Annotated in this window: 18 protein-coding genes; 8 read left to right on the top strand and 10 right to left on the bottom strand. The window is 64.0% G+C overall.

Translation table 11 applies throughout. The annotated features are described in order from the left end of the window. Positions 1-7: 7 nt before the first annotated feature. From ASG03_RS11775 to ASG03_RS11765, 3 genes are read left to right on the top strand one after another with little or no spacing between them, the layout of a single operon-like run. Positions 8-2,440 carry a cellulose biosynthesis cyclic di-GMP-binding regulatory protein BcsB gene (locus tag ASG03_RS11775; RefSeq protein ID WP_062693698.1) on the top strand — a complete coding sequence of 811 codons (2,433 nt, stop codon included), beginning with the start codon at positions 8-10 and terminating at the stop codon, positions 2,438-2,440. After that, a complete protein-coding gene (locus ASG03_RS11770) occupies positions 2,433-3,557 on the top strand; it encodes a glycosyl hydrolase family 8 (RefSeq protein ID WP_162241384.1) in 1,125 nt (374 codons plus the stop codon). Before ASG03_RS11775 ends, ASG03_RS11770 begins: the two co-directional genes overlap by 8 nt. Further along, positions 3,536-5,443 carry a hypothetical protein gene (locus ASG03_RS11765; protein WP_062693696.1) on the top strand — a complete coding sequence of 636 codons (1,908 nt, stop codon included), beginning with the start codon at positions 3,536-3,538 and terminating at the stop codon, positions 5,441-5,443. Before ASG03_RS11770 ends, ASG03_RS11765 begins: the two co-directional genes overlap by 22 nt. A 538-nt stretch (positions 5,444-5,981) precedes the next feature. Here the strand turns inward: ASG03_RS11765 and ASG03_RS11760 are convergent. The 4 genes from ASG03_RS11760 to ASG03_RS11745 all read right to left on the bottom strand — a co-directional run bounded on the left by ASG03_RS11760 (position 5,982) and on the right by ASG03_RS11745 (position 10,938). Next, complete coding sequence (locus tag ASG03_RS11760; RefSeq protein ID WP_062478423.1) at positions 5,982-6,956, bottom strand: ABC transporter permease; 975 nt, start codon at positions 6,954-6,956, stop codon at positions 5,982-5,984. 115 nt (positions 6,957-7,071) lie between these two features. Further along, complete coding sequence (locus ASG03_RS11755; RefSeq protein WP_062693695.1) at positions 7,072-8,625, bottom strand: sugar ABC transporter ATP-binding protein; 1,554 nt, start codon at positions 8,623-8,625, stop codon at positions 7,072-7,074. A gap of 119 nt (positions 8,626-8,744) precedes the next feature. After that, positions 8,745-9,749: an ABC transporter substrate-binding protein gene (locus ASG03_RS11750; RefSeq protein WP_062693854.1), complete on the bottom strand. Its 1,005-nt coding sequence runs from the start codon at positions 9,747-9,749 to the stop codon at positions 8,745-8,747. A gap of 169 nt (positions 9,750-9,918) precedes the next feature. Continuing rightward, on the bottom strand, positions 9,919-10,938 hold the full coding sequence (locus tag ASG03_RS11745) for an aldo/keto reductase (protein WP_062693694.1): 1,020 nt from the start codon (positions 10,936-10,938) through the stop codon (positions 9,919-9,921). Positions 10,939-11,177: 239 nt separating this feature from the next. Here ASG03_RS11745 and ASG03_RS11740 point away from each other — a divergent pair, with 239 nt between their 5' ends. Further along, positions 11,178-12,068 carry a GntR family transcriptional regulator gene (locus ASG03_RS11740; RefSeq protein WP_062478417.1) on the top strand — a complete coding sequence of 297 codons (891 nt, stop codon included), beginning with the start codon at positions 11,178-11,180 and terminating at the stop codon, positions 12,066-12,068. A 34-nt stretch (positions 12,069-12,102) separates the two neighbouring features. Next, positions 12,103-13,257 (top strand): fumarylacetoacetate hydrolase family protein, encoded by a 1,155-nt coding sequence (locus ASG03_RS11735; RefSeq protein ID WP_062693853.1) that lies wholly within the window; start codon positions 12,103-12,105, stop codon positions 13,255-13,257. A gap of 26 nt (positions 13,258-13,283) precedes the next feature. Here ASG03_RS11735 and ASG03_RS11730 read toward each other — a convergent pair whose 3' ends face one another. Genes ASG03_RS11730 through ASG03_RS11710 form a run of 5 tightly spaced genes read right to left on the bottom strand, consistent with a single transcriptional unit; the run spans position 13,284 to position 17,739 of the window. Further along, complete coding sequence (locus ASG03_RS11730) at positions 13,284-13,799, bottom strand: GAF domain-containing protein (protein ID WP_062693693.1); 516 nt, start codon at positions 13,797-13,799, stop codon at positions 13,284-13,286. 58 nt (positions 13,800-13,857) lie between these two features. Continuing rightward, complete coding sequence (locus ASG03_RS11725) at positions 13,858-14,670, bottom strand: ABC transporter ATP-binding protein (RefSeq protein ID WP_062693692.1); 813 nt, start codon at positions 14,668-14,670, stop codon at positions 13,858-13,860. Further along, on the bottom strand, positions 14,667-15,698 hold the full coding sequence (locus ASG03_RS11720) for a FecCD family ABC transporter permease (RefSeq protein WP_443216605.1): 1,032 nt from the start codon (positions 15,696-15,698) through the stop codon (positions 14,667-14,669). The genes ASG03_RS11725 and ASG03_RS11720 overlap by 4 nt, the downstream gene beginning before the upstream one ends. A gap of 5 nt (positions 15,699-15,703) precedes the next feature. After that, on the bottom strand, positions 15,704-16,750 hold the full coding sequence (locus ASG03_RS11715; RefSeq protein ID WP_062693690.1) for a FecCD family ABC transporter permease: 1,047 nt from the start codon (positions 16,748-16,750) through the stop codon (positions 15,704-15,706). Beyond that, positions 16,747-17,739, bottom strand: a complete 993-nt coding sequence (locus ASG03_RS11710; protein ID WP_062693852.1) for an iron-siderophore ABC transporter substrate-binding protein — start codon at positions 17,737-17,739, stop codon at positions 16,747-16,749. The genes ASG03_RS11715 and ASG03_RS11710 overlap by 4 nt, the downstream gene beginning before the upstream one ends. A gap of 260 nt (positions 17,740-17,999) precedes the next feature. Between ASG03_RS11710 and ASG03_RS11705 the strand changes: the two genes are divergently transcribed. Beyond that, complete coding sequence (locus ASG03_RS11705) at positions 18,000-20,135, top strand: TonB-dependent siderophore receptor (RefSeq protein ID WP_062693689.1); 2,136 nt, start codon at positions 18,000-18,002, stop codon at positions 20,133-20,135. A 25-nt stretch (positions 20,136-20,160) separates the two neighbouring features. On the opposite strand, the gene ASG03_RS11700 is transcribed toward ASG03_RS11705, so the two are convergent. Then, the gene (locus ASG03_RS11700) at positions 20,161-21,078 is read right to left on the bottom strand and encodes a helix-turn-helix domain-containing protein (RefSeq protein WP_082475711.1); all 918 of its coding nucleotides are present in this window, start codon (positions 21,076-21,078) and stop codon (positions 20,161-20,163) included. 249 nt (positions 21,079-21,327) lie between these two features. Between ASG03_RS11700 and ASG03_RS11695 the strand changes: the two genes are divergently transcribed. Continuing rightward, positions 21,328-21,528 (top strand): hypothetical protein, encoded by a 201-nt coding sequence (locus ASG03_RS11695; protein ID WP_062478383.1) that lies wholly within the window; start codon positions 21,328-21,330, stop codon positions 21,526-21,528. 291 nt (positions 21,529-21,819) lie between these two features. After that, complete coding sequence (gene treS, locus ASG03_RS11690) at positions 21,820-23,886, top strand: maltose alpha-D-glucosyltransferase (RefSeq protein ID WP_062693688.1); 2,067 nt, start codon at positions 21,820-21,822, stop codon at positions 23,884-23,886. The last annotated feature ends 83 nt before the right edge of the window (positions 23,887-23,969 follow it).

Here is a 23,969-nt window from a genome sequence, read left to right as displayed (position 1 = left end):
TATCACCATGATCAAGTCGTCCACCTTTGCCCTCGCGCTTCTGCCGTCCCTTCTCCTGGCCGGTCTCTCGAGCACGGCGCTCGCCCAGTCGCTGACGCCCTCGCCGGCAGCAGCACTGGTTCCGGCGCTGGCACCGTCGCCGGCACAGCCGGCAGCTCCAAGCCCGTTCCGCTTCAACACCGCATCGGCGCAAACCGCGCCGACGCAGCTCTCCGACGTCGGCGGCACCCTGCGCAAGATTGCGGCCAGCTCCTATGATCTCTTCTTCGACGGTGAATTTGCGAGCCGCCGGCTCTCCTTCTTCGCCCGTCCCGACGAGGCGTCGAGCGCATCGCAACTGGTGCTCACGCTGCAGACCGCCATTTCGGCCGCACCGGAGCGGTCGAACCTCGCCATCCAGATCAACGGACACGAAATCGGCTCCACCAACCTCGTCGCCGGCGATCCCCGCCGCGTCACGTTCGACATCCCGGCCGGCGTCATCCAGCCGGGCTACAACGCGGTTGCCCTTTCCGCCAGCCATCGCCACCGCGTCGACTGCAGCGTCGAGGCGACCTACGAACTCTGGACCAAGATCGACCCGGCCCAGAGCGGCTTCGTCTTCCCGTCGGCCGAGGCCGGCAACCTCACGATGATCGACCTGATGCCGCTCGCCGGAACGCGGGAAGGCCGCACCAACCTGCGCGTCATTCTGCCCAAGGGCGCGCAGATGCCGGATTACGACCGCGCCCTCAACGTCGTGCAGGCGCTGACGATCGCGGGCAATCTGAACCATCCCCAGGTCGAGTTCGGCTCGACCCCGGGCACGGGTGCCGGTATCGACATCTATGTCGGCGCCGTGAAGGACGTCGCGGCCCTGCTCGGCAACGACACCCCGGCACTTTCCTCCGGCGAGACGGCCATCGTTGCCGCCGGTGCGACGCCGGATCGCAAGCGCCTCATCATTGCCGGTCTCGATGCCGCCGATCTCGATGCCAAGACCCAGCTGTTCGTGCAGCAGGCGACCCGTGATCGCCCGGTCGGCACGCCGGAAGGACTGGCCGCTCTGACGAACATGAAAGGCCGCCTCCTCGTTCCCGGACAGAAGGTGACCCTGGCGGATCTCGGCTACACGGCAAAGCCCTTCGACGGCCGGTTCGTCCAGTCGAAGGTCAACTTCACCATGCCGTCGGATTTCTACCCTGGCGCCTATTCGAGCATGAGCTTCCACCTCAATGCGCTCTATGTCGGCGGGCTGTCTCCGGATGCCGTCCTGACGGTCAAGGCGAATGACAAGGTCGTGGCGAACATCCCGCTCAGCTCTCCGCTGGGTGGCGCGATCCGCGACCAGCGCCTGCCAATTCCCTTCACCGCGTTGCGCCCCGGCCAGAACACGCTCGAGGTCGAAGCACGGCTGCCCTCCAAGCTCGATGCGGCTTGCGAGTCCGTCGACAAGGCAACCTCGACGGTCCGCCTTTCGATCGACGGCAATTCGTACCTGGATATCCCGAATTATGCGCGGGTCGGCCGCTATCCCGACATTGCCGCCCTCACCTCGGGTCTCCCGGCCCCGCTCGAAGGCGACAAGGGGGCTACGACCACGCTTCTGGTCCCGAACTACAACGCACAAAGCATGGACGCCGCGGCAACCTTTGTCGCCAAGATGGCCTATTCGTCGGGCCAGGTGAAGCCGATGCAGTACACCTCGCTGCTGCCGACCCTGGACACGGCCAACCTCATCGCGTTCGGCGGCTACGATACGTTGCCGTCCGAACTGGTCAGCCGCATGAACCTCGACTTCGTCAATATCCGCAACATGGCGGGTTCGGGTGCGTCGCCCTACGAGTTTGCCGCTCTCGAAAACTTCGGTCCCCAGAGCGACGTCCAGCGCCAGATGACGACAAGCGTCGTCGGCACGGCGGTGGATCTCTCGCAGACGGCCAGCAACTTCCTCGCCGCCCCCATCGAGCAGTCGGCCGTCTTGCTGAAGGCGATCCGGCAGAAGACGGTCTCCGAGCTCTCCAAGCTCAACATCGCCCCTCTTCGCGCGATCCTTGGCGACGAGATCAAGCCGGAAGCCTTTTCTCCAACGGCGGAAGCCACCCTCGTCATCGCCCAGAACTCCGGCAGAAACGGCGGACTCTGGACAGTGGTTGCCTCCAAGAGCGCCAACGGCATCGTCGCCGGTACGGATGTACTGACGGATCTCAACGTGTGGAACACGCTCGGTGGCTCGGTGCAGGCCTTCTCCGAGACCGGCATCAAGCTCGATCAGCAGCTGGCGACCAACCAGACGCTTTATCGGACGCAGCCGCTGAGCCTGTCCAACATACGCCTGGTGACGGCAAGCTGGCTGGCCAACAATGCGGCCGTCTATATCTTCGCCCTGCTTACGGCCGCCATCCTGCTTGGGATCGGCACCTACCTGGTTCTCGCGACCGGACGCCGCAATCATGGCTAAGCCGCTCGCCCTGGTCACATGGAGCCTTACGGCAGCCATGACCGTCCTGCTCTCCGCCGTGCTGCCGACAAGCGGCCTGGCGGCGAACAAGACCAGCCGCGTGAAGAACGCGGAGACCTTCCTGCCGGTGGACTACATTGCCGGCGCCTGGTGGCTGTACAAGTCCATCTTCGTGGAAAATGGTCGCGTCGTCGACCGGTCGAATGGCAACGTGTCGCACAGCGAAGGTCAGGGATACGGCATGCTGATCGCGGTCGCATCGGACGATCGCGAGACCTTCGACGCCCTCTGGACCTGGACGCAGGAACACCTCCAGGTTCGCGAGGACGCTCTTTCGGCCTGGCGGTGGAGCCCCGATACGGCAACACCGGTCGCCGATACGAACAATGCCTCGGACGGCGACCTGCTGATCGCCTGGGCCCTGTCGCGAGCCGCGACGCGGTGGAAGGAGCCGGCCTACACCGCTGAAGCCCGCCGGATCCTCAAGGACCTGACGGCGAAGGCAACGGTCAGGGATGCGACCTACGGAACGTTGCTTCTTCCCGCGGCACAGGGATTTGGCGGCAGCGCCGAGCATCCCGGCATCGTCGTGAACCTGTCGTACTGGATCTTCCCGGCCATCGAGGAACTGGGGCTGATCGATCCGTCCTTCCCGGCCGCCGACCTGATCGCAAGCGGCAAGTCGCTCCTCGAGAAAGGCCGTTTCGGCAGCAGCAACCTGCCGGCCGACTGGCTTTCGCTGAAAGGCGCGCATCCGCAGCCAGCACCTGCCTTCGCGGCCACCTTCGGCTATGAGGCGGTGCGGGTGCCGCTCTACACCGCCTGGTCCGGCGCTGCACCGCTGTCGCTTCTGACGGGTGTGCAGATGCGCTGGAACGAGACCGGTGCCAACGTCATGCATGTCATGGATCTGGCAACCGCCGCCCCGATGACGGCCATGTCCGACCCCGGTTATCGCGCCGTCAGCGCGCTTCTTTCTTGCGGTCTTGGACGGGCGGGACAGGATTCGACCCTGCCCCCCTTCGAGCCCACCGACTATTACCCATCCACGCTCCATCTCCTGAGCATCATCGCCATCTCCGAGAGGTATGCATCATGTCTGCCAAGTCAAAACTGAAGTTCTCGCTGCTTGCCGCAACCGCCGTGCTCCTCATCAATCCGGGACTGGTCCTGAAGTCGCTCGGGAATGACGATTCGGACCTGCGCGCTCAGGAGATGTCGTGGGCCCTGCCGCTTCCCCAAGGTTCGGCCCAGGGTGTAACCCCGGGTTCGGCAACGAAGCTGGACGCCCTCGATCCGCTGCTGTCGCCTGCAGGCGCCGCCTCCTCTCCGGCCGTGTCCGGCGTTAACAGCGCCTTTGCCGCTCCGGCCGCAAGCACAGCCCCGGCTGCAGACCGCGTTGCCGTCAATCCGCAGGCAGCACCGGGCGACAACCCGTTCCTGCGCAACGCGGCATCGGCGCCCGCCAGCCAGGGACGCCCGGCCGCAGCACAGCCCTCCGCCATCGTGGTTCCTGCCGCCCTGTCTGCCGCCCCCGCCGACGCCGGACGGCCTGGCGCCTCCCCGGCCACAGTTCCGGCATCCGCGTCTGCGGTCGTCAATCCCTTCGCTCCGGCGGCCGCTTCGGCGCCTGCAGCCGGCACGACACCGACGGCCACCGCCGGGTCCGTGGACATCTCAGCGCTTCGCTACTACGCCTCGACGCGCGACCTGAAGCGCGTCGGTGCCGAACTGCGCCGCCTCAAGGATCTCTATCCCGACTGGCAACCCCCGAAGGACCTGTTTACGCCCGCCTCGCAGTTCGACGAGCAGCCGCTCTGGAACATCTATGCGACCGGCAACTACGCCGCCGTTCGCGCCGGGATCGCACGCGCACAGAGCGTCAATCCGAAATGGCAGCCGTCCGATGACCTCATGACCAAGCTGCAGCTCGGCGAAGCGCGCAGCCTGATCGACGGCGCCATGGCCCAGAGCCGCTGGAAGGACGTGATCTCCACGGCCCAGGCCATGCCGTCGCTGATGGTCTGTGGTGAAATGCAGGTTCAGTGGAACGTTGCTGAAGCTTTCGCCCGCCTGCGCAGCTATGCTGACGCATTCGACGTCTACCGCTATATCCTGACGACCTGTGACGATCCGGCCATGCGCCTGTCGACCGTTCAAAAGGCCTCGCTCCTCATTCCGCCGGTTGGCTTCACGTCGCTCCTCGCCCTTGGCCGGACGACGCAGGACGGCCATCCCGAGTTCGAGAATCTCGGCTTCGACGGCATCCGCCGTCAGATCGGCTCGTTCATCGAGCACGGCGATTTCTCTGAAATGCCGTCCAACGAGGAGATCACCCGCTTCGTCGATTTCATCCAGCGCAATGCGTCTGTCGAGGATGCCAACCTCGTCGGCTGGTACTTCTACTCGCAGAAGGACTGGGCGAATGCGAATGGCTGGTTCCTGCAGGCCAGCCGGTTCAAGCGTGATCCGAAGAGCATCGAGGGCCTGATCCTGACGCTGCGGCAGATGGACAAGACGGACGATGCCTTGAAGCTCGCCCGCCACTACATGAAGATGTCGCCGGACATTGCTCGCCAGTACATCGAGATCGTCGCCAGCGATCTCACGGCAAACAAGCCGACGATCGCCATGGACGACACCGAGAACGCCCTGTTCCAGGAAACCGTCACGGCGCAGAAATCCGCGCTCGGTGCACAGGCGATCGGCTGGAAGTACCTTGCAAGCAACGACAAGGCCACCGCGAAGACCTGGTTTGCCAACTCGGTGGAATGGAAGCCGACCGAAGGCGGCGTGGTCGGTCTCGCCGTTCTCGCAGCCCGCTCGAAAAATGGTCCTGCGCTGAAGGCCCTCAAGGTCAACTACGGCAAGACCTTCACGGCCCTGCAGGACTTCAAGGTCTACACCCCCCGCTACGTCGCAAAGAAGCCGACAAAGGCGCGCCTCAAGGCCGCATCGAACAAGCCGAAGACGCTGATGGACTATCTGCGGTCCGACTCCTGAGACCAAACGCCCGGTACGCCCGGCCGCCCGAACAGAAAAACCCCGTCGCCCCGCGGCGGGGTTTTTCTTTGGGAGAAGACCTCTCAAATGAACGCATAACGGTCCGGCGACGACATTGCGCACGGTCCGGCGGAAACGTCGTTCGCCCCCTTGGCAAAGGTTACCCGGCAGATGCCGAACGCCCGACATTGCGCGTGTCGTCGATCTGGGAACTCGTCGTTCTGCGAAGCGGCGACCGAGGCTGCCGCAGATGACGTCGTTGCGAGAGGGGTCGCCGTCAGGGGAACAAGCGGATCGGCATTGACAGCACGCATCTGGAGCGAACGCTCCCGGCATGGGCTGACGTCAGCTCAAACGAAGACGCCGCGACAGACGGATGGATCGTCTGTCGCGGCGTTTCCGTTTGAGCTGGTTAGGCTACGGCAAATTAAGGACGTGGCAGCCTGCGTCTTCCCCTTACGCGCCAGCTTCGCAGGGAAAGCAGATGCGGCCGGCACACCGGGGAGCCGAGGCTCGCCGGTGTGGACAGACAGGCGACTTAGCGGGAGCCTCGGCGGCGGAGCTGGTCGAAATAGACGATGACGATGATCAGGGCGCCGGTGATGATCCGCTGCCAGAAGGAATTGAGGTTCAGCAGGTTTGCACCATTGTTGATCGTCGCCAGGATGAAGGCGCCGAGGAGCGGCCCGTGGACGGAGCCAACCGCACCGAAAAGGCTTGTGCCGCCGATGACGGACGATGCGATCGCCTGGAGTTCCCAGCCTTCCGCCTGCGTGGCGTTGCCGATGCCGATACGCGAGGCAAGCAGGATGCCGACGAAGGCAGCACAGGTTGAGGACAGGATATAGGCGAGATAGATGGTGCGCTCGACATTGACGCCCGAAAGACGCGCGGCCTCGCGATTGGACCCGACGGCGAAGAGATAGCGGCCCCATCGGCTGAGATGCAGGAAGATGTACGCCGGTATCGCAACCACCACGACCATCCAGAACAGGCTGGGTACGCCGAGAAAATCCGCGCGGGAGAAGTTGGCGAAGCTCTCATCGGTGATCGAAATGGTCGAGCCGTTGGTGATGAGCAGGCCGATGCCGCGCAGCGATGTCAGGGTCGCAAGCGTGATGATGAAGGCGGGGAGGCCCATGCGCACGATGCCGAAGGCGTGGAACGCCCCGATCAGCACGCCGATGAGCAGCGTGATGCCGATCGCCGGCCAGAGCGGAATGCCGTGCGAGAGCAGCCAGGCGATCGTCACGCTCGAAAATCCGACCACGGCGCCGACCGAGAGGTCGATGCCGGCGGTGATGATGACGAAGGTCTGCCCGACAGCGAGGATCGCCGTCATCGCACCCTGCCGGAGCAGGTTGCTGATGTTGTTGGAGGTCCAGAAGCTGTTGGTCGAAAGGCCCAGCAGAAGCCAGAGGAACAGGAGGAGCCCGAGAAGCGTAAGCCCGAACAGAATGTTCATGCCCTTCTTCGGCACCGGTGCCGCCTCGGTCGTGGTCTCTACGCTCATGATTGTCCTCCACCCATCGTCATGTCCGGTCTTTTCGGTATCGGGAGACGTTGGCTGAACCCCGTTCGCCAATCGTCCCGGTCTCTGTTTCTTCCATCCCGCGTCGGGCGCGCAGCTAGACGCCGATCGCCTGCGTCAGCACGTCTTCGTGCGAGGCCGTGCGATAGCCGTGGCTCGCCACGAGCCGCCTCTGGCGGAACACGTGCAGCGTATCGGCCAGTTCGTAGACTTCCGGCAGGTAGGAGGAAATCAGGATGATGCCCGCGCCCTGCTCCAGGAGCTTGGAAAACAGCCGGTAGATCTCGGCCTTCGTGCCGACGTCGACGCCGACGGTCGGCTCGTCGAAGATGAACAGCTTGGCGCCGTGGCTCAGCCATTTCCCGATCACGATTTTCTGCTGGTTTCCGCCCGACATGGCGGATGCCAGAACGCGCCGGGTCGGCGTCTTGATCTTCAGGTCGCTGATCTGGCGGTCGGCATTTGCGATCTCCCGCTTGCGGTTGATCGTCAGACCGTTCGACAGCCGGTCGAACACCGGCAGATTGATGTTGAGGCCGATGGGCAGGTTGAGGCAGAGGCCCTGGTCGCGACGGCTCTCCGGCGCCAGAGCGATGCCGAGATCCATGGCGACGCGTTCGTTGCGGATATCGACCTTCTGGCCCTCGAACAGAATTTCGCCGGATGTGACCTTCTCGCGCCCATAGAGCCCCAATGCGAACTCGCTGCGACCCGCGCCGATCAAGCCGTAGAGACCGACGATCTCGCCCGCGCGCACGGTGAGCGAGATATCGTCGAAGCCCGGACCGGACAGGCCCCGCGTTTCGATGATCGGCTTGCCGATCGGGTGCGTCTCCTTGTGATAGACCTGCTCGATCGACCGGTTGATCATCATGGAAATCAGCTCGGCGTCGTTGGTTTCGCCGATCAGCCGCGTTCCCACATGGGTGCCGTCGCGCAGCACCGAAACGCGGTCTGCCAGTTCGAACACCTCTTCCATGCGATGGCTGATGTAGACGATGGTGACGCCCTGCGCCTGCAGGCGACGGATCAGCCGGAAGAGCTGTGCCGATTCCTGCCGCGTCAGATAGGCCGTCGGCTCGTCGAAAATGAGGAACTGTGTCCCGCGCATGGCCGCGCGGGCGGTGGCGACCAGCTGCTGCTGGCCGATCGTCAGATCGGAGAGCAGCGCGTCAGCCGGCAGGTTGAAGCCGAGATCGTTCAGCACGGCCTGGGCGGCTTCCGTCATGGCGCGTTTGCGCATGAGGCCACGCCGGTCCATCTCGTCGCCGAGAAACATGTTGGCCGCAACGGTCAGATGCGGGCAGAGAACCACTTCCTGGTGAACGGCATTGATGCCGCGGGAAATGGCTTCGGTCGGATCCGCCAGCGGCACCGATTGGCCGCACCAGACGATCTCGCCGGAGGTGCGACGGATGACGCCTGTCAGAAGCTTGATGAGCGTGGATTTGCCCGCGCCGTTTTCGCCGACGATCGCGTGAATTTCGCCCGAGAGGAACGTGATGGAGGCAGGCCGCAGCGCCTCGACGGTCCCGTAGCGTTTCTGCAGGCCGCGCAGTTCGAGAATCGGCGCACCCTTGGCCACCGGTCCGCCGGAATGGGCTTTCACCTCCGCGTCGTGCCGGTGGCTCACATCGTTCAATCCGGTCATTCGGCACTCCTTCCGAGGTCGCGCACGGTCGCGGCAGGCCGCCCGAAAGAGGCGCGCCGCGACCGAGAAAATCGACGGACGGCGGGGCTCCGCATCTGCAGCACCCCGCCGTGACGGTTTTAGTTGATCTTCGGATTGAGAAGAGCGTCGATCTTCGGATCGGACATGTTGGCCTTGGTGACGAGGTTGGCGCCGGTGTCGACGTTCGCCTCGACCTTCTCCTTCTTGGAGACGGCAAGCGCGGTCTTGATGCCGTCATAGCCCATGCGGTACGGATCCTGCACCACGAGACCGGCCAGAACGCCTTCCTTCAGGAAGCCGACCGTCTTCTCATCGCTGTCGAAACCGATGACCTTGACCTTGTCGCCCAGTTTGTTTTCGGCAATCGCCTGCCCGACGCCCTGCGCCATGATCAGGTTGGACGCGAAGACGCCGACGAGGTTCGGGTTGGCGGTGATGAGGTCGGTCATGATGTTGAGGCCCGTCGAGGCCTGACCATCGGCATACTTGTCGGCCACGACCTTGAGGCCCGGATACTTGCTCTTGATCTGGTCGAGGAAGCCTTCCTTGCGCTGCTCGAGCGAGCCTGCGCCGGGCGTGTTGGTGATGATGGCGATCTCGCCTTCTTCCTTGCCGGTCGCCGCCTTGATGGCTGCCGCGAGGCCGTCGGCCGCGATGCGTCCACCCTGGACGTTGTCCGTGGTCAGGAACGAGCTGAAGGCCTTGGAGTCGGCGCCGGAGTCGATACCGATGATCGGAACGGACTTGGCAGCTTCATCGACCGGCTTGCCGAGCGCCTTGAACTCCGTGGGCGAGATCACGATCGCAGCGGGGCTGCCGGCGACGGCGTTCTCCAGGATGCTGATCTGGCCGTTCACGTCGGTTTCAGCCTGTGCGCCGAGTTCCGGAACGTTGACGCCGAGATCCTTTCCGGCTGCGCGCGCGCCGGCAAGAACGATCTGCCAGTAGAACGACGTCGTGTCCTTGACGATGATCGGAATGGTGACGTTCTGGGCAAAGGCACCCATGGGCATCATGGCGGCGATGACGGCAGCGCCGGCAACGCTTGCAAGCGAACGACGCGCAAAGGCGCGACGCGACAGAATGTGGTTCAGCAGTGTCATGGTGTTGTTCTCCTCCAACAGCGTCTTGTTTCGTTTTCCTCCAACCGTACCGAAGACGCGGCGATACGGTCTTTATCTATAAAAAACATTTTATGATCGGACGCTAGCGCAAGAGCTACCAACTTGCAACTGGCTTTCCCGTCGTCGCACACCCTTCTTTGCAGGACGTTCAGACCCGCACGGCTTCCGTGCCGAGCGGGGGCGCGACGAGCGTATGCGCGTCATAGGGTGCGAAGTCCTGCGGCTGAAGCCGATGGGATTCCAGAGCCATGTTGCGTGTCAGGCTCGAAGGCTTGGCCGTGCCGAGAAGAACAGACGCGACCAGCGGGTTCTGCAGCGGATACTGCATCGCGGGCGCGGCGAGAGGCACGCCCTGCGAGGCCGCAATCTTCTCCATGGCGTCGACCTTGGCGAGTACGTCCGGCGCGGCTGGCCCGTAATCGAAATGCGCGCCCTCGACGGCACCCGTGGCGAGAATGCCGGAGTTGAACACGCCGCCGACGACGAGCGAGGTCTTCTTCGCGGCGCACAGCGGCAGGAGTTCGTCGACGGCCGTGCGGTCGAGCAGCGTGTAGCGGCCGGCCAGCAGGATGCAGTCGAGATCGGCTTCGCGCAACACGTCGAGACAGACGGGAACCTCGTTGACCCCCAGACCGTAGGCGGAAATCGCCCCGCTCGATTTCAGTTCGGCGAGCGCCTTCAGGCCGCCGTCGAACAACTGCCTGAGATAGACGGCATTGCGTTCGGCACCGTGCGTGTAGACGCCGATGTCGTGCACGAACAGGATATCAAGCCGATTGAGCCCCGTCCGGGCATAGCTGAATTCGACCGATCGCATAATACCGTCATAGGAATAGTCGTAGTCCGTCTGGAACGGCAGGGGGTCGACAAAGCCGAAGTCGGGGACCTGGTCGTCGGCGACCGGACGCAGGAGACGCCCGACCTTCGTGGACACCACATAGTCCCCCGATGGCTTGTCGCGCAGGAAATCGCCGACACGCCGCTCGGCGAGACCAAAGCCGTACCACGGGGCCGTATCGAAAAACCGCATGCCCGAATCCCAGGCCGCCTGCAGCGTTTCCATCGCCGTGTCGCGCGGGCAGGTTCGGTACATGCCGCCAAGCGGCGCGGTGCCGAAGCTGTATTCGGTGACGGACAGGTCCGTGGTGCCGATCTTGCGTGTTTTCATTGCAAAAATTCCGTCTGCATCGTCTGGTGAGAAATGGCGCACCGAATTGCTCGTTGTTATTTTATCTACAATAGACAGTTTTCCGTCAACTTGTATTATGCAGCCCGGAGGACGCGTCCATGCCCGTGTGAAACCATGTCGATCGAGACGACAGGACGGGACGCACAACATGCAAAAGAAGAAGGGTGCGGGGCGAGCCGGGCAGGATGGATGTCTGTCCGGTCGCATCGGGAACAGGGATGGCGAAACAGAATACGGTCTTCAAGGACGCCTTCAACCGGTGTCTGACCCTCGTCGCGGAGAAGGGGGAGCTTCCGTCCGAGCTCGAGCTGGGAACGACGCTCGGCGTCAGCCGCACGACGGTGCGCGCCATTCTCGAGCGGTTGAAAGCGCTGGAGATCATTGCCTGGGACAAGCGTTCCAAGGCAATGCTGCGGACGCCGCAGCCGGACGATTTCTTTCCCGTCGAGGAGACGAGCTCGCTCTCGGATATCATCGAACGGAGTTTCATGCGCCGGATCCTTGCCGGCGGCGCGGAACCCGGCATGCAGATCAACGAACTGGAACTGGCGCGCGATATCGGCACGGGGACGACCAGCGTCCGCGAGTTCCTCATCCGCTTCAGCCGATTCGGCCTGATCGAAAAGCGGCCGAACAGCCATTGGGTTCTGAAAGGCTTCACCCGCGAATTCGCACTGGAGCTGACGGAGATTCGCGAGATGTTCGAGCTTCGCTCCGCCGCCGGCTTTGCCGCGCTTCCGGAAGATCACCCGGCGTGGCGGGATCTCGACGACATGGACGCGCTGCATCGGGACATGCTGGCAAACATCGACACGCGCTATCGCGATTTCTCCGAGCTGGACGAACGCTTTCACCTTCTGGTGCACCGCTCCTCGAGCAATCGCTTCATCATCGACTTCTACGACATCATCACCATCGTCTTCCACTATCACTACCAGTGGAACAAGGCGAACGACCGCGAGCGCAATGCGCGCGCCGTGGAAGAACACCTGGATTACATCGCGGCCCTGAAAACCCGCGACCTTGCCAAGGTCGACCGCGCCTGCCGACGGCATCTGCGCTCGGCCCGCGAAACGCTTCTGCAATCGATCCAGCAGCCTGAAGCCTGAAACACAAGACGCCATGACAGACAAGGACGCGACCATGCCAGCAGCCCTCTCCCTCCCCCGTTCGGGCACCTTCATCGGCCGGGTCTGGCGACCGGGCATCGGCCCGGCGGTCGTCACGGTGCGCGATGGCGCGCTCTACGACATCACCTGCCGCGAGGTGCCGACTGTCCGGGACCTGCTGGAGAGCGACGACCCGGCAGAGCGTGTCCACGGGTTGGACGGCGAGCCTCTCGGCAGCCTGGACGAGATTGCCGCCTCGTCCCGCGATCACGACCGGGACACGGCGTGCCTCCATCTTCTGGCACCCTGCGACCTGCAGGTCATCAAGGCCTGCGGCGTCACCTTTGCACGCTCGATGATCGAACGTGTCATCGAAGAAAAGGCGGCCGGGAATCCGTCGCTCGCCGCAAAGGTGCGCGACCGCGTGACGGCCATCATCGGCGACAGTCTGCGCGATCTCAAAGCCGGATCGCCTGCAGCGGTCGCCGTGAAGGCGGCCCTGGTCGAGGAAGGCATCTGGTCGCAATATCTGGAAGTCGGCATCGGCCCCGACGCCGAAGTCTTCACGAAGGCGCCGGTTCTCTCCTCCGTCGGCTGGGGCGCATCCGTCGGGCTACATCCCATTTCCAAATGGAACAACCCCGAGCCCGAGATCGTGCTGGCTGTCGACAGCCAGGGCCGCGTCAAGGGCGCGACACTCGGCAACGACGTCAACCTGCGAGACGTCGAGGGCCGCTCGGCCTTGTTGCTCGGCAAGGCGAAGGACAACAATGCGTCTTCGGCGCTGGGTCCGTTCATCCGGTTGTTCGACGCGACCTATGGCATCGACGACATCCGGACGGCCGACCTCGACCTTGCCATCCGGGGAACCGACGGTTTTGCGATGTCCGGCAAAAGCACCATGCGCGAGATCAGCCGCGACCCGCTCGACCTCGTCGCCCAGACCATCGGACGCCACCATCAGTATCCCGACGGCCTCATGCTGTTCATGGGGACGCTGTTTGCACCCGTCGAGGACCGCGACATGCCCGGAGAAGGATTTACGCACAAGATCGACGATGTCGTGACGATTTCCAATCCGGACCTCGGGACGCTCACCAACACCGTCGCCTTGTCCACCACATCTCCCGAATGGACATTCGGGCTTTCGGCCTTCATGCGCAATCTCGCCGTCCGCGGACTGCTCTGAGGCCGCGAAGGACGACGAGCGCGTGCTCAGACGACGGCGACGTTGTCGCTCTCGGTGCGGCCGGCTGCGGCGAGCAGCATGCAGACGGCGCCCGGCAGCTTCAGCGCCTCCGCGGCTGCGACGCGCTCGGGCGTGTAATATCCGGCCTCGTGCAGGCAGTTGATCGTGCCGACCACGGTTCCTCCGATCACGATCGGCACGTTGATAACCGATTGGCATCCGAGCTGGTCGATCAGCTCGTAATCGCCGAACACGGCCGCGATCTCCTCGATCGTGTTGGCCACGAAGGTCTTCTGCTGCGTCAGCGTGATGTCCGACCAGTGGGTCTCGTTATAGGGCTTCGTTCCGGAAACCGGATACTGCTCGGGCATGTTGGAATAGACACGCTCGGCGACCCGTGTCGTCGTGTCGCTCGTCATGATGGTGAAAAGCTTCACGCCGACGCGTGCCTGCGTCAGCGCCTCCAATGCTGCATAGGCCGCCATGGGCTGCCCGGCGCCCGCAAGTGCGGCGACGAATGCCGTGTCGTCACTGGTCGTCATGCGCCGTCTCCTTCAGGGTGCGATGTCGACGCGGCCTAGCATCCGTCGCGACTGGAGATCAAGCCGCCTCGTGTCCGGCCATCCTGTGACGCCCGATCGGCAACATCATGGGGCAGTGGGACAGGGGATCGGCGATGACGCGGCTTTCCAGCCCGAAGACCGTGCGGACCATGTCCTCCGTCAGCACCTCGCCGGGTGGCCCGAAGGCATGAATCTGCCCGCCGGTCATGGCGACGAGAACGTCCGCATAGCGCGCCGCAAGGTTCAGATCGTGCAGCACCATGACGATCGTGGTGCCGCGCGCGCAGTTGAGGTCGGTCAGAAGATCGAGCACCTCGATCTGGTGGTGGATGTCGAGAAAGGTCGTCGGTTCGTCGAGGAGCAGGATGTCCGTCTCCTGGGCCAGCGCCATGGCAATCCACACGCGCTGGCGCTGGCCGCCGGAAAGCTCATCGACCGGTCGTTCGGCAAGATCAAAGGTCTTGGTCGCGGCAAGTGCGCTGTCGATGGCTTCGTCATCTTTGCGCGTCCAGCGCGAGAAGAGGCTCTTGTGCGGATGACGACCGCGGCTGACGAGATCGGCAACCGTGATGCCTTCCGGCGCGATCGGCGCCTGTGGCAGCAGGCCGAGCGTCCGAGCAAGCTGGCGCGCCGGCGTGCGGTGGATCGAGGCTCCGTCGAGGAGGACGTGCCCCTTTGTCGGGACGAGCAGCCGTGACAGGGTGCGCAGGAACGTCGACTTGCCGCAGGCATTGGCGCCGACGATGATCGTGATCCGGCCCGTGGGTATGGCGAGGTCGAGCCCGTGCAGGATCGTCTTGCCGTCATATCCGGCGGAAAGCCCGGTCGCAACGAGTGTGTGGTCGGTCACAGGGAACCTCCGGTCCGGCTGACCCGGACGATCAGGAGCAGAAGGTAAGGCGCGCCAAGAGCACCGGTGATGACGCCGACAGGGTAGCGGCTGGGAAGCAGCACCTGCCCCGCATAGTCTCCGGCGAGAACGAGGATGGCCCCCACAAGCGCCGCCGGCAGGAGCAGCGACCCGCTCGCGCGGACAATGCGTGCGGCGATCGGACCTGACAGAAACGCCACGAAGGCGATCGGCCCGGTGATGGCGGTTGCCGCGGCGATCATGCCGACGGCCGAAACGATGACCGTCATACGGGTTCGGTTCACCTGGACGCCGAGCGCGGACGCCGTCTCGTCGCCGAGCCGCAACGCCTCGAGATCGCGGACACGACTGAGAAGCAGGCTGCCGAAGAGCCCGATCGCGAGCAGCAACGGCAGCGCCTGCTGCAGTTGCGCGCCGTTGACGCTGCCCGTCAACCAGCGCATCGCCTCCTGCAGGCTCCAGGAAGGCGCGGTGGAGAGAAGGTAAGCGATGACGCTCTGCAACATGGCGGAAACACCAATCCCGACGAGGATGAGCCGAGTCCCGCCGACGCCGTTCCGGAACGACAATCCATAGACCGCGAGTGCGACGCAGAGCCCGGCGCCGACCGCCAGCAACGACACGATCGGGCCGGACATCTGGAGAATGACGATCGCGAAGACCGCGGCGGCGCCGGCGCCCGAGGTGATGCCGATGATGTCGGGACTGGCCAGCGGATTGCGCAGCATGGTCTGGAATGCTGCCCCGCCGAGGCCGAAGCAGACGCCGGCGAGCGTTGCGAGGACGGCGCGCGGCAGGCGCAATTGGCCGACAACGAAAGACGCTCCGGAAACGGGTTCGCCCACGAGAACGCGCAGGACGTCTCTCGGCGCGACAAGGCTTTGCCCGACGGACAGGGTGAGACCGAAGAGGAAGACGGCCAGCGCCAGGAAACCGCAGATGGCCGTCCAGCGCTGGCGCGTCCGGCGTGTCCGATGGCGCACGAGGCGTTCGAGGGTCGGCGACATCGCGCTCACAGGTCCCGCACGCGCTGGCGGCGTACGATCCAGATGAAGAACGGCGCGCCGACCAGGGCCGTAATGATGCCGACGTCGATTTCGCCCGGCCGGGCGATGATGCGCCCGAGAATATCGGCCGCAAGGAGAAGGCAGGCACCGCCAAGGGCCGAAAACGGCAAGAGCCAGCGGTGATCGACGCCGATCAGCAGGCGGCAGAGATGCGGCACCATGAGGCCGACAAAGCCGATGGGGCCGCAGACGGCGGTGGTGGCACCGCAGAGCAGGATCGCGCCGAAGGCCGCGACGGCACGCGCTGCCGCCACGTGTTCGCCGAGGCCGGCCGCGACATCGTCGCCCAGCGCCAGCGAATTCAGCTTGCGCGCCGAGAGCAGGCTGATGGCAAAGCCGATGACGAGAAACGGCAGCACGGGAAGGACACGATCACCCGTCGCGCCGCCCACGCCGCCGATCTGCCAGGCCTGGATCCCGCCGGCAATGTCGCCCCGCGGAAGAACGACGGCAATGACCAGCGAGGAGAAGGCGACGGAGGTGGCCGCACCGGCCAGCGCCAGCTTGAGGGGCGTCGCCCCGCCCCGTCCCAAGGAGCCGATCGTGTAGACGAACAGCGCGGCGCCAGCGGCACCGGTGATCGCGGTCCAGATCGTGGCCTGCGCCGATGCCATTCCGAACCAGGCGACACCGATAACGACGGCAAGGGACGCCCCCATGTTGACCCCGAGAATGCCCGGGTCCGCGAGCGGATTGCGCGTGACGCCCTGCATGATCGCGCCAGCGAGGGACAGTGCGGCACCCGCCAACAGGGCAAGCCCCGTTCGCGGAAGGCGAAGGGCGACGGCAGACTGTCCGATCGTCTCCTGCGCGCCGCCGAGGGCCGCTGCGATATCCGCCCAGGCAACGGCGCGCGTCCCTGTCGTCACAGACAGGACCGCGAGCACGGCAAGCGCGGCGGCAAGGAGGGCAAGCCATAGGCCGCGCGATCGTGCGGAAGACGCGGCACGATGAGCCACCTTGGCAGTTGCCTGGAGTGAACCGGCCGTCATTCCTGTGACTTTGCCGCCTTACCCAGGCGCGCCACATAATCCTTGAGGACCCAGCGGATCGACAAGGGGGTGGGATTGGCGGCGTTGCCGACCGGATCATTCCCGAGCATGACCACCGCTCCGTTCGCGACCGCCGGCATATGGCGCGTCAGCGGATTGGACTTCAGCGTATCGAACAGGGCATCATCGCCATAGGTCACGAGGATATCGACATCGTCGAACGCATCGATCTGCTCGGCGCTGATCGAACCCGAGTATTTTCCCGGCTGGGATGCCTGACGGACGCTCTTCGGCGCGGCAAGGCCGAGATCGCCGAAGAATTTCACGCGCGTGTCGTTTGTCGTGTAGAAATGGATGATGCTCAGATCCGACGGGCTCAGGTGCGTGATGAACATGACCGACTTGTCCTTCAGTTCCGGATGCCCGACAAGCGTGCTGGCGATATCGCTGTCGATATCGTTGATGAGCGCTTCGCCTTCCCGCGCCATCCCGAGCCCGGCACTGTTGAGGCGGATCGTCTCGCGCCAATCGGTGGACCAGGGCGCCTGCGGATAGGCGATCACCGGGGCGATCTGGCTCAGCGTGTCGTAATCCGCCTGACTGATACCGGAATAGGCCGCGAGGATGACATCCGGGCGCGTGGCTGCGACGGCCTCGAAGTCAATGCCGTCGCCTTCGTCGAACAGGACGGGCGGCGAACCACCCAACGCGTCGAGGCGTGCCTTGACCCAAGGAAGAATGCCGTCCTTGTCGTCGTCGCCAAAGTTCGCGCGCGCCATTCCCACGGGCACGATGCCGAGCGCGAGCGGAACCTCGTGGTTCGCCCAGGCGACCGTCGCCACGCGCTGCGGCTTGGTCTCGATCACGGTGGTTCCGAATGCATGGTGCAGGGTGACCGGAAAGACGGGCGTGTCCGCGACCTCTGCACGCGCCGGCGACAGCAGCCAGACGGTCATGGCGAAAAGCATGGCGAAGCGCAAAAATCTCATCCCGATCCCTTTGATGGACAAAAGTTGACTTTTCTTCTCAGCTTCAACGGCGGGCGTCAACGCCAAAGCGGCACGCACGCACAGACGCCGAAGAGTTAACCGCGGGATTCGACAAAAACGGAGGAATCCACAATACTCGATAAATTCGCTCCAGTTATACGGACGGCAGGAATGCGACGCGGCCGAATCTGCCGCAACAGCATTCTGAACTGCCCCGCCCCGCGCGGCGGCCCGGCCTCACGACACTCTGGATACGGCACATGGACATCGAAAGAACAGGCAAAACCCGGCGGTCGACCTTCATCCGCACGCGCAGCACCATCCTGCTCGGCTGCACCGCCTGGGTTGCACTGTCGCCGGCAGGCGCGTTCGCCCAGGACGCATCGGGCAATGCAACCGTGCTCGAGACCATCGTTGTCCGCGGTGGCGGGTCGAGCGGGACCGTGCTCAACACGGAGGGCGATGCGACGTCGATCGTTGCGACGGAAACCACGGCAACCGGCAAGCTACCGACGGATATCCTGACGGCACCGGCAGCGGTTTCCGTGATCACGTCCAAGGAAATCGAGGCGCGCGCCGCCGACAGCGTCGAGCAGGTGGTCCAGTATACCGCCGGCGTCGTGACCGACTTCTACGGATCCGACGACCGCTACGACTATTTCGACATACGCGGCTTTACGCCCTACACCTATCGCGACGGGCTGGCGATCGGCCGGACCTTCGCCGGCACGCGGGAGGAGCCCTACGCCTTCGAGCGGATCGAAGTCCTGAAGGGCGCAAGTTCATCCGGCTTCGGCGCAGCAGAACCCGGCGGATCGGTCAACTACGTCACGAAGACACCGAAGCACGAGCGTTTCGGCGAGGTCTACGGCACCGCCGGATCGTTTGCCCACAAGGAGGTCGGTTTCGACCTCGGCGACAACCTGACCGAGGACGACACACTGTCCTTTCGCCTGACCGGAAAGCTCCAGCGCGCCGAAGCAGAATACGACTATTCGCAAGACGACGAAAACTTCATCATGGGCGGCCTGACCTGGCGGCCCGACGCGGCGACGAACCTGACCGTCGTTTTCGACCATCTCGACAAGGATGGCGTTCCCGGCAGCGGCGGCCACCCGCTCGGCACGCATTTCGACCGCGACACGTTCTTCGGCGAGCCGGACTACTATTTCCGCGACACGAATCGCAACAGCTACAGCGTGATGTTCGACCATGATTTCGGCAACGGCTTCAGCTTCGGTTCCAACGCCCGCTACAGCACTCTCAATGACGGGTTCGGCAGCGCCTATATCGGGGGCACCCCGACCGACGGCACGACGACGGCCAGCCGCTACTTCTTCGGCAGCGAAAAGTCCTCCGAACAATTCATCATCGATGCCAATCTCGTCTATGAAGCCGGCACCGACACCGTCGAGAGCCGGACACTGCTGGGTACGGAATACAACAATTTCGCTTCCGACACCGACACCTTCTACACGGCGGCGCCATCGATCGACTGGGAAAACCCGATCTACAGCGGCGGTCCCGGCAGCCTTTCGCCCTTCTCGAGCGTCGACAACGACCAGAAGACGGCCGCGGTCTACCTCCAGCAGGATCTGACCTTCTTCGACAAGCTGACGGTCAGCGTTGGCCTGCGAAACGACTGGCTCGACCTCAGCGAGACGGACCGCCTTGCCGGCACGACGACGTCAGCAGATCACAGCGAGTTCACCAAGCGCATCGGTGCAAGCTACAAGATCACCGAAGAACTGGCACCCTACATCAGCTATGCAGAATCCGCGGCACCGCCGGCCTCGGGGGCGGATCCGACGACGGGCAAGCAGTACGAAGTCGGCATCAAGTATCGCCCGGAAGCCTTCCCCGCCCTGATTACGGCATCCGTCTACGATCTGACGAAAGGCAACATCACCGTCTACGATCAGGTCACCTACCTGCCGCAAACGGTCGAGAAGGTTCGCCATCGTGGTTTTGAGCTGGAAGCCAAGGCGGAAGTCACCGACCACCTCGATGTCATTGCGGCTTACAGCTACATCGATTCCGACATCGAAGAACCGGGCGGCGCCAATGACGGCAACCGGCTGATGCGCGTACCCAGGCATCTCGCCTCGATCTGGAGCACCTACACGCTCGCCGGACAAGGCGCACGCGGCGATATGACCTTCGGCGTCGGAGCCCGCTATCTCGACTCCTACTTCACCGACATCGGCAATACCAAGACGTCCGAGCGCGCCGTCGTGTTTGATCTGGCTTACAGTTACAAGATCCAGGAAAACACGACCCTTCAGTTGAACGTCAACAATGTGTTCGATGAAAAACACATCGCGAGCACCGACTCCGGCGCCGTCTATTACAATCCGGGTCGCAAACTCATGGCGACGCTTCGCCAGAGCTGGTGAGGGACGCGCGGACGTCTGCCTGCGCTCAGGCGCCGGCGGACGTTTCCGATGCTCGGATGTGGTGCAGACGCCGCCATGCGGCCGGTGTCTCGCCGTCGATCTGCCGAAAGACCTTCGTCAGGTGCGCCTGGTCGGAAAACCCCAGTTGGGCTGCGATGCTGGCCACCGGAAGGTCGCTCGTCACGAGCAGTTGCTTTGCCTGTCCGATCCGCTTGCCAAGCTGCCACTGAAGCGGTGTCTGGCCCGTGGTCTTCTTGAAGACGCTGGAAAACCAGCTTTCCGACAGGCCGACGATCGCGGCCATCTCGGCGACCGACATGCGATGGCCACCGGCTTGGTCCGCTTGGGCCATCAGCTTGTTCATCTGCGCCTGGGTCAGACGGGCGCCGGCCTTCGGTGGTCGTTCGGCCGGGATGTCGAGGAGCCCTGCGACGATGCAGCCGACAAGGCTCTCGGCATAGACGGCGTGCTTGGTTGGCGATCGGATCTCGTTTGCCAGAAGGCGCGCCAGCGTCTCGATTCCGGAGATGTCGTTCAGCTCGGCCGGGCGGCGCAGCGCGGCCTGTGCCGACGCGCGCCCGATCGACGGTGCGAGATAGCGAAGGATCGCATCCTTGTGGAGATGAAGATTGAGGTGGCTGAAGCGATGCGCGGTCCGGCTGGTCGTCCACATGGGCATGCCCGCGGGAACGTAGACGGCACGCGGCATGGCGCGGGCGTTGCGGGTGAAGTCGTCGCTGCGGTTGGAGATCCGGACATTCTGCGAGACGTCGTTGAAAAACAGCATGATGCGCGGATCGTCCGCAAGGTAGTAGCCGCTTGCCCCGGCGCGGCTTTCAGCCTCCCAGAGCACCGTCACCATTCCGTCGAGCTGGCGCCACTGCACGGGAGCGGAGACGGTGATGCCGTCCGTCCGCCACGACATCCGATGCCAGAAGCGCATGATGGGGTGTCCGTTCGCTGAGGGCCTTAACATGACGCTCGTTCTCATATTTTGCCATGGTAAGCAAGGGCGCAAGCTCCGGTTCGTGCGCGCCTTGAAAGCAGCGGTACGCGCCATTGAGAGACCCGATGTCGGACACGGCGCGCGCATTCGACGCAAAATCCGACCGCGCGGAGCGCTTCTTTCGCTAAAGGCTTGGACAATCACGCGTTCGCGGCTAGGTTAAGCATGCTAACCAAGGAGGCAACTTTGAACCGCAACACCATTATTGCAGCCGTCGTCGCTGTTATCGTCGTCATCGTTCTCTGGAGCGTCATGCGCAGCCCGGAGCCGGCTCCCGCACCGCCTGCCACGCCGCCGGCCGCTTCGACCCCTGCTCCGGCACCGACCACGACGCCCCCGGCCACCACGACGCCGGCTCCGGCTACGACCACGCCGCCGGCAAACTGATCCCGAGAGCGGCCGCCTCACCCGCAGGCGGCCGCGATTTCCTGCCACGCCGAACACGACCGAGGCCCAAGACTCTCGGCGGTTCGGCGTTCGGCTTTTTGGCGATGCGCGCACCTGTCGCAAGGTCCGCGTGAGGGATTGCTGGATCAGCGTTTCAGGCAGCCCGCAATCTGTTTCCCGAGAGAGCATCGACCGAAGTGCCGTTTTGCCGTTTCCTTTCGCCCCGCGACCCCTACATCGATCATCGTGGACCAGAGGTACGACCAGACACATGCGGGATCAGAAGCTGAGATGACATCACCGAGCAAAGACGACATCGACAACCTCGTATCTTCCTCGATGCTGCACCAGGCACGCCAGTTCGCGGAAAGTTACGGCGGGCAAGGACGTTTCTGGCAGCGGCCTTATGCGGAACCGCGCCCACGTTCCGCCTCGGCCATCGCCTCGGTCTGGTTCACAGCTTATCCACCCTCCGTCATCACCCGCGAGGGCGACTCCGTCCTGAAGACGCTGGGCGATCCTCAGCTGTGGTCGGCCCTATCGTCGATCGGCGTGCGGGGCATCCATGTCGGCCCCACGAAACGGTCCGGCGGCCTGAAAAACGGAACCTATACGCCGACGATTGACGGCAACTTCGACCGCATCGGCTTCGACATCGATCCCGCCTTCGGAACAACGGAAGAGTTCGTCGCGATCAGTCGCATGGCTGCGGCCTTCAACGCGATCGTCATTGATGACGTCATTCCGTCACATACCGGCAAGGGGGCGGATTTCCGCCTTGCCGAAATGAAACACGGTTCCTATCCCGGGCTCTACCACATGGTGGAAATCCCCGAGGAGGAATGGCCGCGTCTGCCCGACGTGCCGGAGGGACGGGATGCCGTCAACCTCGGCGCGGAAACCGTCGACTATCTCCGGGACAAGGGCTTTATCGTCGGCCAGCTGCAACGTGTCATTTTCTTCGAGCCGGGCGTGAAGGAAACCGACTGGAGCGCGACGGCCCCGGTCGAGGGTGTCGACGGAAAACTGCGGCGCTGGGTCTATCTCCACTATTTCAAGGAAGGCCAGCCGAGTCTCAACTGGCTGGACCCGACCTTTGCGGCCCAGCAGATGATCATCGGCGATGCCCTTCATTCGATCGACCAGCTCGGCGCCCGCGGACTCCGGCTGGATGCCAACGGCTTTCTCGGTGTCGAACGCCGTGCCGACGGGCCGGCGTGGTCGGAAAGCCATCCCCTGTCGCTGACCGGCAACGCTCTGCTGGCGGGCATGGTGCGCAAGGCCGGCGGCTTCTCCTTCCAGGAGCTCAACCTGACGGTCGACGACATCGCGGCGATGTCGAAAGGCGGCGCCGACCTCTCCTACGACTTCATCACCCGCCCCGCCTATCATCACGCGCTGCTCACGGGAAACACCGAGTGGCTGCGCATGATGCTGCGAACCGTGCACGAGTTCGGCATCGATCCGGCATCGCTCATCCATGCGCTGCAGAACCATGATGAACTGACGACCGAACTCGTTCATTTCTGGACATTGCACGCCGACGACATCTACAGCTTCAGCGGACAGACGTGGCAGGGCCGGACGCTCCGGATGCATCTGCGCGACGTCATCCGCGAGCGGCTGTCCGGCGCCAATGCTCCCTACAATCTTCCGTTCGTTACAAACGGCATCGCCTGCACCACGGCGAGCGTCATCACGGCCGCACTCGGCATCGCCGATCTCGATACGATCGACGACGAGGCGATCGCGCTCATCCGCAAGATCCATCTGTTGCTGGTCATGTACAATGCCTTTCAGCCGGGCATCTTCGCGCTCTCCGGCTGGGATCTTGTCGGCGCCCTCCCCGTTCGCGCGGAGGACGTTGCGCATCTCATGGGTGACGGCGATACGCGATGGATCGAACGCGGTGCCTACGATCTGACAGGCCAGTCCGATGCGGGGCAATCCGCCGAGGGTGTTCCGCGCACCCGGGCGCTCTACGGCCCGGTCACGGAACAGCTGACGCAGCCGGACTCCTTTGCGAGCCAGCTGAAACGCCTCCTGGCCATCCGCGAAGCCTACGGCCTTGCTGCCAGCCGTCAGGTCATGATCCCCGACACGACGACGCCGGGTCTGTTGGTCATGGTGCACGAATTGCCCGACGGACGCGGCACGCAGGTTACAGCGCTCAACTTCGGCGGCACCCCGCTGCAGGAAGTGATCGTCCTGCCACAGGTTACGCCCGGCCCTGTCGTCGACATGATCGGAGAAACGATCGAGGGCGACCTCCAGGAGGATGGCGCGCTTACCATCACGCTCGATCCCTACGAAGGTCTTGCCCTGCGGATTGTCGGAACCCTGCCCGTTCTGCCGTGACAGGGAAAAGGCCATCCTGCAGGCGCATTCGGCGCCGCGTAGGATGGCCCTTTCCGTTTAAGAGAGGGCATGAAAAGCGGGTC

The sequence above is a fragment of the Rhizobium sp. Leaf341 genome (genome assembly GCF_001424325.1).
Taxonomy (GTDB): Bacteria; Pseudomonadota; Alphaproteobacteria; order Rhizobiales; family Rhizobiaceae; genus Ferranicluibacter.
Note: the sequence above shows the minus strand (reverse complement) of the source record. Positions and strands in the feature narration are given on the sequence as shown.

Bases quoted from the DNA above. Each gene is read 5' to 3' on its own strand.
- ASG03_RS11775 (WP_062693698.1), top strand. From the start codon at position 8: ATGATCAAGTCGTCCACCTTTGCCCTCGCGCTTCTGCCGTCCCTTCTC.
- ASG03_RS11770 (WP_162241384.1), top strand. From the start codon at position 2,433: ATGGCTAAGCCGCTCGCCCTGGTCACATGGAGCCTTACGGCAGCCATG.
- ASG03_RS11765 (WP_062693696.1), top strand. From the start codon at position 3,536: ATGTCTGCCAAGTCAAAACTGAAGTTCTCGCTGCTTGCCGCAACCGCC.
- ASG03_RS11760 (WP_062478423.1), bottom strand. From the start codon at position 6,956: ATGAGCGTAGAGACCACGACCGAGGCGGCACCGGTGCCGAAGAAGGGC.
- ASG03_RS11755 (WP_062693695.1), bottom strand. From the start codon at position 8,625: ATGACCGGATTGAACGATGTGAGCCACCGGCACGACGCGGAGGTGAAA.
- ASG03_RS11750 (WP_062693854.1), bottom strand. From the start codon at position 9,749: ATGACACTGCTGAACCACATTCTGTCGCGTCGCGCCTTTGCGCGTCGT.
- ASG03_RS11745 (WP_062693694.1), bottom strand. From the start codon at position 10,938: ATGAAAACACGCAAGATCGGCACCACGGACCTGTCCGTCACCGAATAC.
- ASG03_RS11740 (WP_062478417.1), top strand. From the start codon at position 11,178: ATGGCGAAACAGAATACGGTCTTCAAGGACGCCTTCAACCGGTGTCTG.
- ASG03_RS11735 (WP_062693853.1), top strand. From the start codon at position 12,103: ATGCCAGCAGCCCTCTCCCTCCCCCGTTCGGGCACCTTCATCGGCCGG.
- ASG03_RS11730 (WP_062693693.1), bottom strand. From the start codon at position 13,799: ATGACGACCAGTGACGACACGGCATTCGTCGCCGCACTTGCGGGCGCC.
- ASG03_RS11720 (WP_443216605.1), bottom strand. From the start codon at position 15,698: ATGTCGCCGACCCTCGAACGCCTCGTGCGCCATCGGACACGCCGGACG.
- ASG03_RS11715 (WP_062693690.1), bottom strand. From the start codon at position 16,750: ATGACGGCCGGTTCACTCCAGGCAACTGCCAAGGTGGCTCATCGTGCC.
- ASG03_RS11710 (WP_062693852.1), bottom strand. From the start codon at position 17,739: ATGAGATTTTTGCGCTTCGCCATGCTTTTCGCCATGACCGTCTGGCTG.
- ASG03_RS11705 (WP_062693689.1), top strand. From the start codon at position 18,000: ATGGACATCGAAAGAACAGGCAAAACCCGGCGGTCGACCTTCATCCGC.
- ASG03_RS11700 (WP_082475711.1), bottom strand. From the start codon at position 21,078: ATGCGCTTCTGGCATCGGATGTCGTGGCGGACGGACGGCATCACCGTC.
- treS (WP_062693688.1), top strand. From the start codon at position 21,820: ATGACATCACCGAGCAAAGACGACATCGACAACCTCGTATCTTCCTCG.